Raw genomic sequence first — 13,235 nt, 5'->3', positions numbered from 1 at the left:
CCAGAGGAGTTCCGTGGGCGTCAGCCTCAAGGACGTCGCGCAGCGGGCCGGCGTGTCGATCAAGACCGTGTCCAACGTGGTGAACAACTATCCCCACGTCACCCCCCAGATGCGCGCCAAGGTGCAGCGGGCCATCGACGAGCTCGGCTACCGTCCGAACCTCACCGCCCGGCACCTGCGCAAGGGCCGCACCGGCATCATCGCCTTCGCCGTCCCCGAGCTCGGCAACCCGTACTTCGCCGAGCTGGCGGGCGCCGTCATCGACGCCGCCGCCCAGCACGACTACACCGTGCTCGTCGACCACACCGCCGGACTGCGCGAGCGGGAGCTCCTGGTCTGCCAGGAGTTCCGCTCCCACGTCATCGACGGCCTCATCCTGAGCCCCATCCACCTGGAGAACGACGACCTGCTCGCCCGGCAGGAGACCTCGCCGCTCGTGCTGCTCGGCGAGCGCGAGTACGAGGCGCCGTACGACCAGATCGCCATCGACAACGTGGCCGCCGCCCGCAGCGCGGTCCGGCACCTCCTCGACCTCGGCCGGCGGCGGATCGCCTTCCTCGGCTCCCGCACCGGCCGCGAACGCCAGCCCGCCCACCTGCGGCTGCGCGGCTGGCGCGAGGAACTCGCCGCCGCGGGCGTCGAACCCGACGAGACCCTGGTCGTCGCCACCGACGGCTACGGGCGCGGCGACGGCGCCGCGGCCATGGCGGAACTCCTCGAACGGGGCGCCCGCCCCGACGCCGTCTTCGCCTACAACGACCTGATCGCCCTCGGCGCGATGCGCACCCTCGCCGAACGCGGCCTGCGGGTCCCCGAGGACATCGCCGTGGTCGGCTTCGACGACATCGAGGAGAGCCGCTACGGCGCCATCGGCCTCACCACGGTCTGCCCGGACAAGCGGGCCATCGCCCGACACGCCGTCGACCGGCTCGTCGAACGCCTCGCGGGCGGCACCGTCACCGAGCCCCGGCGCATCAGGCCCGGCTACCGGCTCGCGATCCGCGAATCCACCGGCGGCGCCCACACGGTCGCACCGGCCCCCGGGGAAGGGGACGCGGACTGACCCCCGCCCCGCCGCCCCCGCACCGCACCGCACTTCCCCCGCCCACCCGTCCCGAGGACTCCCCATGCCCCGACCCACCGTCCGTCACCGGCCGTTCGGCACCACCCCGGAAGGAGAGGACGTCCCACTCTGGCGCCTCGACTCCCCCTCCGGCGTGTACGCGGAGATCCTCACCTACGGGGGCGTCCTGCACGCCCTCGGCGTCCCCGACACCACCGGCCGCACCGGCAACGTCGTCCTGTCGCTGCCCTCGCTCGACCGGTACGCGGAGAAGAGCCCCTACCTGGGGGCGCTGATCGGCCGCTACGCCAACCGCATCGCCCACGGCCGCTTCACGCTCGCCGGGACGGCCCACGAGATCCCCGTCAACGACCGGGGCCACGCCCTGCACGGCGGCCCCCGGGGCTTCGACGGCAGGGTCTGGGAGGCGACGCCCTTCACCGAGGGCGACACGGCCGGACTGCGCCTGCGCCTGCACAGCCCCGACGGCGACATGGGCTTCCCCGGCGCGCTCGACGTCACCGCCGTGTACGCGCTCGACGCCGCCGGGACGCTCTCCCTGGACTGCGCGGCCACCACGGACCGCACGACCGTCGTCAACCTCAGCCACCACGCCTACTTCAACCTCGCGGCCGACGGCGGGCACGTCCTGGACCACACCCTCGGGGTGGACGGCGCCGGATACCTGCCCGTCGACCCCGACGGCATCCCCCTCGGCCCGGTCGCGGACGTCGCCGGAACCCCCTTCGACCTGACCTCCCCGCGCCGCCTCGGCGAGGGCGTCCTGGCCGGGGGAGACGAGCAAATCCGCCGCGCCGGGGGCTACGACCACTGCTGGGCGCTCTCCGGAGGGGAGGCCGGGGAGTCCGCCGCACCGCGCCGGGCCGCACGGCTCGCCGCCCCGGGCGGGACCCGCGCGATGGAGGTGTGGACGACCGCCCCCGGACTCCAGGTCTACACCGCCAACCAGCTCGACGGCACGCTCACCGACCCCGAGGGCCGCCCGCTGCCCCGCCACGGGGCGGTGTGCCTGGAGCCCCAGCACTTCCCCGACGCCCCCAACCGCCCCGCGTACCCCAGCGCGGTGCTGGAGCCGGGGACCACCGGCCGCCGCCGCACCGAGTTCCGCTTCCCCGGCCTGACGGGATAGGGCCCTTCACTCCTCCGGCGGCTTCTCGGTGACCCGCGTCCCCGGGTGCGCCAGGGCGCACAGGAAGGCCACGGCCAGCGCGATCGCCATCCCGTAGAACACCCACTGGTTCGCCTCGGCGAAGTCCATCCGGATCGCGTCGCCCGCGCCCTGGAGCGCCTTGGCGATCGGCCCGTCCCCGGTGGGCGCCCGGCCGTCCGGATGGCCGGTGACCGCCTCCGCCACCCTCCCGGCCGTCGCCTCCGCCTCGGCCGGCGGCAGCCCGCGCCCGGTGAGCGTGTCGGTGATCCGGTTCGCGGAGACGTGGGCGAGGACGGTGCTGAAGACGGCCATGCCGATGGCCGCCGCGTAGTTGCGGACGGTCTGGGTGATGCCGGTGACCTCGCCGTACGAGGCGCCGATGGAGCGGTTCACGGCGTCGGTGGAGGCCGGGGCGAGCAGGAACCCGATGCCGGCGCCCGCCATGGCCGCGTACGGCCACTGGTCGTGCATCGACAGGTCGGTCAGCTTCTGGGCCCACAGGTAGAAGCCGACCGCGCCGAGCGCGCAGCCGATCTTCATGGCCGGGCGGGCGCCCCGCTTGTCGAGGATCTTGCCGCCCCACTGGGAGGCGAGGCCGAAGCCGATGAAGAAGTACAGCAGGAACAGCGCGGCCTGGTTCGGCGAGGCGCTCAGCGACACCTGCGCGTACACCGACGCGAAGAAGAACACCGGCACGAAGGCGAGCATCGCGAAGAACAGCACGAGGCTGTCGACCGTGAACGCCCGGTCCCGGAAGACGTCGAAGTTGATCAGCGGCTGCGCGGTGCGCCGCTCGTAGCCGTGGAACAGCACCAGGACGACCGCGCCGCCGACGATGCAGGCCCAGGTCGCGACGCCGCCCCAGCCCCAGGACGAGGCCTGCTGGAAGCCGAGCACGCTCAGGCCCATGCCGACGGCGACCAGGACGGCGCCGACGACGTCGAGGCGTTCGCGGCGGCGGCTCTCGGGCACCCGGGCGAGCACGGTCAGCACGATCGCGACGATCGCGACCGGCACGTTCACCCAGAAGATCGCCCGCCAGGTCCAGGCGGTCAGCCAGCCGCCGAGCAGCGGGCCGAGGGCGGTCAGGGCGCCGGAGAGCCCGAAGAACAGGGCGAGCGCCCGGCCGCGCCGCTCCACCGGGAAGACCGCGATGACCACGGCGAGCGCCGCCGGGAACATCAGCGCGGCCCCCAGGCCCTGCGTGGCGCGGAACACGATCAACCACGTCAGCGCGAAGTCCCCGGAGGGCACGGCACCGCACAGCGCCGACGAGACGACGAAGAGCAGCGTGCCCGTCAGCATGATCCTGCGGTGCCCGAAGATGTCCGAGAGCCGCCCGCCGAGCGCGAAGAACGCGGCGAGGGAGAGCAGATAGGCGTTGACGACCCACTGCATCCCGGAGGCGGAGAGGCCCAGCTCGGCCGTGATGTTCGGGGCGGCGATCGAGACGATCGTCTGGTCGATGAACGTCATCGACACCGCGAAGAGCATGGCCGCGAGCGCCAGCTTCTGGCGGGGCGCACGCGAGGCGGCAGCGCCGTCCCGCGTGGCCGTCGGGTTACCAGCCATACCTCGATGGTCGCCCCGGACCACCGGGTGCGCACGCGGAGCCCGGCACGGGGCGGGGGGCGGGGCCGGGGGTGGGGCTACCGCCCGTCCGTCCCCCAGCGCCACACCAGCTCGCCGCCCTCAGGGACGCCCTTCCAGCGGGCCGCCGCCGCGTCGAGCGGGGCGGTGGTCAGGGCGACCCGTTCCGGGGAGAGGGGCGGGCGGCCCGTGCCCCGGCCCTCCGTGGGCAGGCCCCGCCAGACGCGGTAGGCCCAGTTGACGGACAGCTCGGCGGCCATCACGGCGTCACCCTCGCGGCGCAGCACCTTCAGGCCCGAGCGGCGGTGCCGCCCCGGCTCGATCCGCTCGAAGCCCTCGAAGGTCGCGCCGCGCGCCGTCGCGCCCCAGAACCCGTCGTCGATCCCCAGGGCGCTCTCGACGACCGCGTGCACCAGGTCCGTGCGGCAGGGTCGGGCCGGTCGGCCGCGGCGGCAGCCGCACGTCCGGCCCCTCGCGGTCGCGCACCACGATCTCGTGCCGGTCGTCGGTGAGTTTCCTGAAGGCGATCTCCACCGGCGGAACGGTACGGCCTCGCCCCTTCCCGTGCCCACGGGTTTTCGGCGGAGGGGAGGAACGGGGCCCGGTTCAGCCCCCGTTGTGGAAGACCGACCCGACGAACTCCGCGAGGAGCCGCTCCTTCAGCGGACCCGGCATCGCGTCGAGCAGGGCGAGCACCGGTGCCGTCCGTACGGGCAGGCCCCCGTCTCCGTCGAGCCCCGCGAAGGCCAGGACGGCGGCGATCTCGTCCGGCCCGAGCGTCGCCGGGTCGAGCCGCGCGGCGAAGCCGACGAGCGCCGGATCGACCGTCACGGGAGGCAGCGCGCGGGCGGAGCCGAGCGCCGTCACCAGGTCCTCGACCAGGGCGTCCACCCGGCCGGCGGTGGCCGGGGTGAGCGTGAGGTGCAGGTTGGGCGGCAGGCCGTCGAAGGAGAGCTGGGGCTGGAGGTACCAGCCGAGGATCCGCATCTCGTCGGCCAGGTGCAGCAGCAGGCTCAGGTCCGGCGCGCCCGCGTCGTCCAGGACGGTGAAGGAGACGAGCCCGGCGGCCGGGTCGCCGAGCACCCGCACCCCCGGCACCGCCCGCAGCCCGGCCAGGAGCCGGTCCGAGGCCTCGCCGACCCGCCCGGCCAGGGCCGTGTAGCCGTCCTCGCCGACGTACCGCAGGACGGCCCACGCCTGGGCGAGCAGCCCGCCGGACTTGGTGCCCTGGACCGTGGGGTTGACCACCGGATAGCCGGGCCAGCCGGCGTGCGCGAAGTACTGGTGGCGCCGCAGCCCGGCGTCCCGGTAGAGCACGACGGAGGCGCCCTTGTCGGCGTACCCGTACTTGTGCAGGTCGACGGAGAGCGAGGTCACCCCGGGCACCGACAGGTCGAAGGGCTCCACCGTCCGCCCGGCGCGCCGCAGATGGGGGAGGAGCCAGCCGCCGATGCAGGCGTCGACGTGGCAGAGCACGCCCCGCCCGGCGGCCGCCGCCGCGATCTCCGCCACCGGGTCGACCACCCCGTGCGCGTACGAGGGGGCCGAGGCGACCACCAGGGCGGTGCGGTCCGTGATCGCCGCGCCGGTCGCGGCGGCGTCGGCGCGGAAGGTGACCGGGTCGACGGGGACGACGACCGTCTCCAGGCCCAGGTAGTGCGCGGCCTTGTGGAACGCGGCGTGCGCGGTGGAGGGCAGCACGAGCTGGGGGGCCGTCACTCCGCGCTCCGCGCGCGCGTGGTCGCGGGCGGCCTTGACCGCGAGGAGGATGCTCTCCGTGCCGCCGCTGGTGAAGGTGCCCCGGGCGCCGGGCGCGCCGAGCAGCGCGGCGACGGCCCCCACCACGTCGTTCTCCAGGCGGGCCACGCTCGGGAAGACGGTCGGGTCGAGGCCGTTGACGGTGGCGAAGGCCGTGTACGCGGCGGCGGCCAGCTCGTCGAGGCCCTCGACCCCGGCGTCGTACACGTAGGCGAAGGTCCGGCCGCCCCGGGTGGGCGCGTCGGCCTCCCGCAGACCGCGCAGCTCGGCGAGGACCTCGGCGGCGGAACGGGCGGGGACGACGGGGTCAGTCGGCACGGCGGGCCTTCGCTTCCTGCTGCGGGGCAGCCTGTTCGGGTACGGAGGGGACGGAGGGGGCGGCAGGTACGGCGGGTACGGCTCCGGAGGGGTCCTCGCGGTAGCGGTGCAGCGGCCAGAGGCTCGCGGCGGCCAGGACGGCGGGCAGCAGGCCCATGCCGAGGGAGATGCCGGTGAGCGCCGCCTCCGGCTGGACCACCCGGTGCTCCGCGTCGGAGGACCGGAACCCGGTCACGGCCAGGACGAGCGCGAACACCCCGGCGCCCAGGGCGAAGGCCAGCGTCTCGGCGGCGGTCCACAGGCCGGTGAAGGTCGCCGCCCGCTGCCGGCCGGTGCGCACCGCGTCGGCGGCCAGGGTGTCCGCGAGCATGGTCAGCGGAAGCAGCTGGAGCCCCGCGTAGGCGACGCCGATGACCGCGACCGCGCCGTAGCCGAGGGCCGGTCCGGCCACCGGGGTGAGGGCGAGCAGCAGCGCGCCGCCGGTGAAGAGCAGCGACGCGCACCACTGCGCCGTCTTCGCGCCGAAGCGGCGCGCGAGCCGGGTCCACAGCGGCATGACGAGGACGAGCGGACCGATCAGACCGGCGAAGAGCGGGGTGACGGCGGCGGGCGAGCCCAGGGTGTACGTGGCGAAGTACTGCACCCCGGCGAGCATCACGCCGACGGCGAGGGCCTGGAGCGTCCACATGCCCGCCAGGAAGAGGAACGGGCGGTTCGAGCGGGCGGCGGCGAGCTGCGCCCGCAGCGAGGGCTCGGCCTCGCTCCGGGCGACCACCGGCGCCCACCGGGTGGTGAACCACGCCCCGAACATGCCCACCGCGAGCAGCACGGCGACGGCGACCCCCATCAGCCGGTAGCCCGCCGGGCCGTCCCCGCCGGCGTGGGCGATCGCGGGGGCCAGCGCCCCGGACAGCAGGATCGCGACGCCGAGGAACCCGACCCGCCAGCCGAGGACCCGGCCGCGCTCGGCGGGGTCCTCCGTCATCTCGGCGGGCATCGTCACGTATGGCACCTGGAAGACGGCGTACGCGGTGGCGGCGAGCAGGAAGAGGACGGCCACGTATCCGGCGGCGGCCGCCCCGCGCAGCGGCGGCGCGGCGAAGACCAGCGCGAAGAGCGGCGGGAGCGTGCACGCCCCGAGGAGCAGGAACGGCCGGCGCGGTCCGCCGCGCAGCCGGCTGCGGTCGGAGAGGGCGCCGACGAACGGGTTGACCAGGACGTCCCACGCCTTGGGCAGGAACACCGCGAAGCCGGCGACGGCGGCGGGCACGGCCAGGACGTCGGTCAGGTAGTACAGGAGGATCAGTCCGGGCACGGTGGCGAAGGTGCCGGTGCACAGGGAGCCGAGCCCGTATCCGACGCGTACCCGGCGCGGCAGGGGAGGGACCGGCCCGGAAGCGGCGCTGGCGTCTGCTGGCATGGCGCAGATCATGAACGACCGTTCGAGCGGGCGGCAAGAGCCGGGTGTGACGTGGACGTGAACTCCGTGCGCGGCGGATCCGGGGTGAGCCGCGTCTCACCGGCCTCGCCCGGCCTTGCTATGCAACTCGTTGCATAGCAAGATCGGGGCCATGGCGCTCGACCACGCGATCCTCGTGTCCCTGCTGGAGAAGCCCGGATCCGGCTACGAGCTGGCCCGGCGCTTCGAGCGGTCCATCGGCTACTTCTGGACCGCCACCCACCAGCAGATCTACCGCGTGCTCAAGCGCATGGAGAGCGACGGCTGGATCGACGTCCGGGACGTGCCGCAGCAGGGCCGCCCGGACAAGAAGGAGTACTCCGTCGCCGGTCCCGGCCGGGACGCGCTCTCCGCGTGGCTGCACGAACCGATCGAGCCCGAGAGCGTGCGGCACGACCTCGCGGTGAAGATCCGGGGCGCCGCCTTCGACGACCCGGCCGCCCTGATCGCCGAGGTCGAACGGCACCGGACGGCGCACACGGACCGCCTCGCCCACTACCTGGCGGGCGAGGCGCGCGACTTCGGGGAGCCGGACGCGGCGGACGGCCGGACGGGCCCGGCTGCGGACGGCCCGCCCGACGCCGAGCGGGAGCTCCAGCACGTCGTGCTGCGGGGCGGCATCGCGTACGAACGCATGATGATCGCCTGGCTCGACGACGTCCTCGCCACGCTCGCCCGCTTCGGGCCCGGACGCTGACCCCGGGACCCCTCCGTCCCCCCCGCACCCTCACCACCACCCTCATCCCGAGCCGGAAAGGCGGACCTCATGGCCGACCCGCTGCTGTTCAACCCGCACACCTACGACCCGGAGCACTTCGACCCGGAGACCCGCCGGCTCCTGCGCGCCACCGTCGACTGGTTCGAGGCGCGCGGCAAGCGCCGGCTCATCGAGGACTACCGGACCCGCGCCTGGCTCGGCGACTTCCTCGCCTTCGCCGCCGAGGAGGGCCTCTTCGCCACCTTCCTCACCCCGTCCTCCGCCGCCGGCGAGGACGAGGGCGACAAGCGCTGGGACACGGCCCGCATCGCCGCCCTCAACGAGATCCTCGGCTTCTACGGCCTCGACTACTGGTACGCCTGGCAGGTCACCATCCTCGGCCTGGGCCCGGTCTGGCAGAGCGACAACGCCGCCGCCCGCGCCCGCGCCGCCGAGCTCCTCTCCCAGGGCGAGGTGTTCGCCTTCGGCCTCTCCGAGAAGACCCACGGCGCCGACATCTACTCCACGGACATGCTGCTCACGCCCGACGGCGAGGGCGGCTTCCGGGCCACCGGCTCCAAGTACTACATCGGCAACGGCAACGCGGCCGGACTCGTCTCGGTCTTCGGCCGCCGCACCGACGTCGAGGGCCCCGACGGCTACGTCTTCTTCGCCGCCGACAGCCGCCACGACGCGTACCACCTGGTGAAGAACGTCGTCGACTCCTCCAAGTACGTCAGCGAGTTCCGCCTGGAGGACTACCCGGTCGCCGCCGAGGACGTCCTGCACACCGGCCGCGCCGCCTTCGACGCCGCCCTCAACACGGTCAACGTCGGCAAGTTCAACCTGTGCACCGCCTCCATCGGCATCTGCGAGCACGCGATGTACGAGGCCGTCACCCACGCGCAGAACCGGATCCTGTACGGCCGCCCCGTCACCGCCTTCCCGCACGTGCGGCGCGAGCTGACCGACGCGTACGTCCGGCTGGTCGGCATGAAGCTGTTCAGCGACCGGGCCGTCGACTACTTCCGCACCGCCGGTCCCGAGGACCGCCGCTACCTCCTCTTCAACCCGATGACGAAGATGAAGGTGACCACGGAGGGCGAGAAGGTCATCGACCTGATGTGGGACGTCATCGCCGCCAAGGGCTTCGAGAAGGACAACTACTTCGCCGAGGCGGCCGTGGAGATCCGGGGCCTGCCGAAGCTGGAGGGCACCGTCCACGTCAACCTGGCGCTGATCCTCAAGTTCCTGCGCAACCACCTCCTCGACCCGGTCGCGTACGAGCCCGTCCCGACCCGCCTGGACGCGGCCGACGACGCCTTCCTCTTCCGCCAGGGCCCGGCCCGCGGCCTCGGCTCGGTCCGCTTCCACGACTGGCGCGCCGCCTACGACGCGTACGCCCACGTGGCCAACGTCGCCCGCTTCCGCGAACAGGCCGACGCGCTCTGCGAGTTCGTCCTCAAGGCCGCCCCCGACGAGGAGCAGAGCCGCGACCTCGACCTGCTCCTCGCCGTCGGCCAGCTCTTCGCCCTGGTCGTCCACGGGCAGCTGGTCCTGGAGCAGGCCGCCCTCACCGGTCTCGACGAGGACGTCCTCGACGAGCTGTTCGCCGTGCTCGTCCGCGACTTCTCCGCGCACGCCGTCGAGCTGCACGGCAAGGACTCCGCGACCGAGCAGCAGCAGCTCTGGGCGCTCGGCGCGGTCCGCCGCCCCGTCGTCGACGAGGCGCGCTCGGGCCGCGTCTGGCAGCGCGTCGAGGCCCTTTCGGGCGCGTACGAGATGACGCCCTGACCTTCCCGCCCGACACACCGAAGCCCGCGCGACCGACCTCCCCGGCCGGCCGTGCGGGCTTCCGCCGTTCCCTCCGGGCCCGGTCTAGTCGAACGGGTCGAGCGTCACGTACGCCTGCTGCGGGTTGCCGTCGTGCACCAGCGACTCGTGCGCGCCGACGTCGTCGAAGGCGAAGCCGTACGCCTTGCCGTCCACCATCCGCTCGTGGATCGCGCGGGAGTAGTGGTTGGTCACCGCGTCCTTGTAGAAGTTCGCCGACGAGGCGTCCGGCTGGTTGGGGTTGGTGAGCAGGGTGGACCGGTTGTAACCGGCGCAGAGCGTACGGGAGATGGGGCCGCGCACCTGGTCGTTCGGGGCGTCCAGGTGCTTGTAGCAGCCGAAGACGCTGTCCGAGTCGGGCTTCTGGAACGAGGTGACGACCTGGCCCGCCCCGTTGGTGAAGTTCATGACGTTGCCCGAGACCCGCCCGTAGTACTTCACGGAGGGCTGGTTCGCGAAGGGCGTCACGGTCAGGGTCGACGTGGAGTACTTGCTCCAGACGCGGTTGACGTAGTCGTTCAGGACCCCCGCCGACAGGCCGCCGGCCTCGATGCCGTGGCCCGGCGCGAGCGCGCGCAGCACCGTGCCGTCGGAGCGGGTCTGGATCAGGCCGCCCCAGCCGCCGGGCTGGGCGCGCAGCGCGTCGAAGAAGCCCCGGTAGCCGCCGGGCTTGAGGCGGCCCGCGTTCGCGACGGAACCGTTCGGCCGCTTCACGCCGACCGCGTAGGGCGCCGAGACCATGTCGACCTGGGTGCTGTTGAGCCAGATGCCCGCGTCGTTGAGGGTGTACTCGGACCAGTTGAAGAGGATGTTCCGGTTGGGGTCGCTCGGGTTCTGGACCGCGGGCTGCACGAGGCCGCCCGTCGCCAGCTTGAAGTTCAGCTTCTGGCCGTAGCTGAAGTAGACGCGGCCGGAGAACTTCGGCAGCCGGATCGTCATCGACCGCCCGTTGGCCGGGCCGGCGATGGAGGCGTCGGGCGCGGGGACGGGGACGGAGCCCCCGGCGGGCCAGGGGTGGAAGGTTCCGTTCGCGTCCGCCCACCCCTGCCGGCCCGTCGAGAGCTCGGTGCCCAGGTTGTAGACGTACACCTGCTCTCCGCGACCGGAGTTGTTCGTGAAGGTGAGCGGGATGGTGGCGGGGACGGCGGCCTCGACGGGGTCGGAGGAGACGGCGACGGTGACGCCGGTGCCGATCAGCGCGGCGGCCACCAGAAGGGGGACGAGTCGGACGCGCGTGCGCCTGTGACGTGCGGACACGTGGGGCTCCTGGGAGGTGGGGGGACTCCGTGTGGGGGGAATCCATGAGGGGGATCGAACTCTTGAGAGCGCTCTCAAGGATGGGAGGGTGGGATGAACCTGTCAATGGTCGCGGCGGATCCGATGGCGGTCGGCGGGTCGTTCCGCAGCACCGCCCCGAGGGGTGGACGACAGAATTTGATCGGTTTATTGCATTTCAGGTACGGCCGCCGGTCGCTTTATGCGACCGGAATGACCGGTGGAGGTTGTCCTTTCGGCTCCGTCACACGGCGAACCCGAACTGACTATGCTCACCGGTGTGTTGCGCAGCGCTTACAGCGAGTCATGAACGCCGTGGGCGCGCGGACGGAGCAAGGCCGTGAGGGAAAGCGCCCACCAGTGCGATTCCCGGATCGGTCCCCCGGGTTTCCGCCCGTCGGGATTTCATCGGAGCACGCGTACACCTGCCCGAATGAAGTCCGGCTCCGTTCCCTTCGGCGCACCGCACCCCCACGGTCCGCTCATTCCAGACTTCTTAGGGACCCTCCTGATGGTTCGTGCAGGTTCGATTTCCAGAGCCCGGCCGACTCCGGTCGTCCGGGAATGGCTCCTCCCCCCGGGAGTTCTGGCGGGAGCCTCGCTGTTGGCACTCCTCCTTTGCCCTGCACAGATACGGACACCGGTCGCCTGGTGCGGTCTCGCCGCGGTCGTCCTGGCGGCCCTCACCTCGGCCGGGACCGCGCGCCGGCTGCGTGCCGCGGAGACGGCCCGCCACAGACGGGCGAGCGAAGGGGCGGCGAAGTACTACGAGCAGCGCGAGGCCGCCCTGCTCGGGCGGCTCGCCGACCAGCGGGCCACCACCGTCTGGCTCGCCGAAGAACTCCTGCCCGCGGCCGTCTCCCGGCTGAAGCGGGGCGAACCCGCCTCGGACATCCTGCGCGCCGTCGACTTCGGCGGGCACCTCGACGAGGAGTTCGGCGACGCCCTCAAGGGCGCCCTGCGGACCGTCCTGGACGCGGTGGAGGCCGAGGAGCACACCCGCGACGCCTCCCAGCGGGCGCTCGTGGCGGTCGCGCGCCGCGTCCAGGCGATCGTGCACCAGCTCGCCAAGGACCTGCACGCCATGCAGATCCTCCACGGCAACGACATCGTGGTCTCCCGCGGCCTCCAGGACGTCGACCACCGCAACGCCCTGATCGGCCGCCTCGCGGCCAGCATCGCCGTCCTCGGCGACGCCCGCCCCGGACGCCAGTGGTCGAAGTCGATCCCGCTCTACGACATCCTGCGCGGAGCCATGTCGCGCATCGTGGACTACCCCCGGGTCAAGCTCCGGGCCGTGGCGGAGGTGGCCGTGACCGGCCCCGGCTCCGAGCCGCTGATGCACCTGCTCGCCGAACTGCTCGACAACGCCACGTCGTTCTCGCCCCCGCACGCCCCCGTGGAGGTCACCGCGAACGAGGTGCCCTCCGGCGTCGCGATCGAGATCGAGGACCGGGGCGTCGGCCTCACCGAGGAGGTCCGGCAGCGCGTCGAGCGCGTCATGGCGCAGTCGCAGCGCACCATCCAGCTCGCCAGCCTGGGCGAGGTCACCCAGCTCGGCCTGCCCGTCGTCAGCCGCCTCGCCCGCGAGCACGGCTGCGAGGTCCACCTGCGCACCTCCGCCTACGGAGGCGTACGGGCCGTGGTGCTCGTCCCCCGGCGACTGATCACCACCATGCCCCAGCCCCCCGCCCGGCACAACGACTTCGCCAAGAGGCGCGCGGCCGGACCGGGCCGGACCCTCGGCGGCCCCGTCCGCACCGCGCCGGTGTCCGCACCGACGCCCCCGCCTCCACCCCCGCCCCCGCCGATGCCCGCACCCCTGCCGTCGCCCGCCCTCGCCGCGGAGAACGGCGAGGTCAGGAAAGCCCCCAACGGCCTCCCGCAGCGGCGGCGCGAGTCGCCCGTCCCGATCCCGGTCGTGGTGACGGGCCCCACGACCCCCGCCACGCCGGCCTCCTCCCGACCGTCTCCCCAGCCGGGCCTGATGTGGGAGGCGTTCAACGGCGAGAAGAGAGCGGCCGCCGAACCTTCCCCCTTCCCCAGCGAGCCTTCAGATGAGGTCGAGTAA

General features: G+C 73.3%; 10 protein-coding genes. 5 read left to right on the top strand and 5 right to left on the bottom strand.

The features are described from left to right. Positions 1-13: 13 nt before the first annotated feature. Positions 14-1,063: a LacI family DNA-binding transcriptional regulator gene (locus ACIQVI_RS21095; protein ID WP_351971731.1), complete on the top strand. Its 1,050-nt coding sequence runs from the start codon at positions 14-16 to the stop codon at positions 1,061-1,063. Between the two features lie 64 nt (positions 1,064-1,127). Beyond that, entirely contained in the window at positions 1,128-2,213 is a 1,086-nt protein-coding gene (locus ACIQVI_RS21090) for an aldose epimerase family protein (RefSeq protein ID WP_403597967.1), read from the top strand. A gap of 6 nt (positions 2,214-2,219) precedes the next feature. Here ACIQVI_RS21090 and ACIQVI_RS21085 read toward each other — a convergent pair whose 3' ends face one another. The 4 genes from ACIQVI_RS21085 to ACIQVI_RS21070 all read right to left on the bottom strand — a co-directional run bounded on the left by ACIQVI_RS21085 (position 2,220) and on the right by ACIQVI_RS21070 (position 7,320). After that, positions 2,220-3,806 (bottom strand): MFS transporter, encoded by a 1,587-nt coding sequence (locus ACIQVI_RS21085; RefSeq protein ID WP_403597964.1) that lies wholly within the window; start codon positions 3,804-3,806, stop codon positions 2,220-2,222. 77 nt (positions 3,807-3,883) lie between these two features. Beyond that, positions 3,884-4,237, bottom strand: a complete 354-nt coding sequence (locus tag ACIQVI_RS21080) for a hypothetical protein (protein WP_403597961.1) — start codon at positions 4,235-4,237, stop codon at positions 3,884-3,886. A 193-nt stretch (positions 4,238-4,430) separates the two neighbouring features. Then, entirely contained in the window at positions 4,431-5,900 is a 1,470-nt protein-coding gene (locus ACIQVI_RS21075) for a pyridoxal phosphate-dependent decarboxylase family protein (RefSeq protein ID WP_403597958.1), read from the bottom strand. Further along, the gene (locus ACIQVI_RS21070; RefSeq protein ID WP_403597955.1) at positions 5,890-7,320 is read right to left on the bottom strand and encodes an MFS transporter; all 1,431 of its coding nucleotides are present in this window, start codon (positions 7,318-7,320) and stop codon (positions 5,890-5,892) included. The genes ACIQVI_RS21075 and ACIQVI_RS21070 overlap by 11 nt, the downstream gene beginning before the upstream one ends. Before the next feature lie 151 nt (positions 7,321-7,471). Here ACIQVI_RS21070 and ACIQVI_RS21065 point away from each other — a divergent pair, with 151 nt between their 5' ends. Together ACIQVI_RS21065 and ACIQVI_RS21060 are read left to right on the top strand one after the other, a co-directional pair. After that, complete coding sequence (locus tag ACIQVI_RS21065) at positions 7,472-8,056, top strand: PadR family transcriptional regulator (protein ID WP_403597952.1); 585 nt, start codon at positions 7,472-7,474, stop codon at positions 8,054-8,056. 69 nt (positions 8,057-8,125) lie between these two features. Continuing rightward, positions 8,126-9,850, top strand: a complete 1,725-nt coding sequence (locus tag ACIQVI_RS21060; protein WP_403597949.1) for an acyl-CoA dehydrogenase family protein — start codon at positions 8,126-8,128, stop codon at positions 9,848-9,850. An 84-nt stretch (positions 9,851-9,934) separates the two neighbouring features. Here ACIQVI_RS21060 and ACIQVI_RS21055 read toward each other — a convergent pair whose 3' ends face one another. Then, entirely contained in the window at positions 9,935-11,101 is a 1,167-nt protein-coding gene (locus tag ACIQVI_RS21055) for a glycoside hydrolase family 64 protein (RefSeq protein ID WP_403598747.1), read from the bottom strand. A gap of 667 nt (positions 11,102-11,768) precedes the next feature. On the opposite strand from ACIQVI_RS21055, the gene ACIQVI_RS21050 reads away from it, so the two are divergent. Next, positions 11,769-13,235: an ATP-binding protein gene (locus ACIQVI_RS21050; RefSeq protein WP_403597946.1), complete on the top strand. Its 1,467-nt coding sequence runs from the start codon at positions 11,769-11,771 to the stop codon at positions 13,233-13,235.

The sequence above is a fragment of the Streptomyces sp. NPDC098101 genome, from assembly GCF_044760185.1.
Lineage (GTDB): Bacteria > Actinomycetota > Actinomycetes > Streptomycetales > Streptomycetaceae > Streptomyces.
This window is presented reverse-complemented; position numbering and strand designations above follow the sequence as displayed.

Bases quoted from the DNA above. Each gene is read 5' to 3' on its own strand.
- ACIQVI_RS21090 (WP_403597967.1), top strand. From the start codon at position 1,128: ATGCCCCGACCCACCGTCCGTCACCGGCCGTTCGGCACCACCCCGGAA.
- ACIQVI_RS21085 (WP_403597964.1), bottom strand. From the start codon at position 3,806: ATGGCTGGTAACCCGACGGCCACGCGGGACGGCGCTGCCGCCTCGCGT.
- ACIQVI_RS21070 (WP_403597955.1), bottom strand. From the start codon at position 7,320: ATGCCAGCAGACGCCAGCGCCGCTTCCGGGCCGGTCCCTCCCCTGCCG.
- ACIQVI_RS21065 (WP_403597952.1), top strand. From the start codon at position 7,472: ATGGCGCTCGACCACGCGATCCTCGTGTCCCTGCTGGAGAAGCCCGGA.
- ACIQVI_RS21060 (WP_403597949.1), top strand. From the start codon at position 8,126: ATGGCCGACCCGCTGCTGTTCAACCCGCACACCTACGACCCGGAGCAC.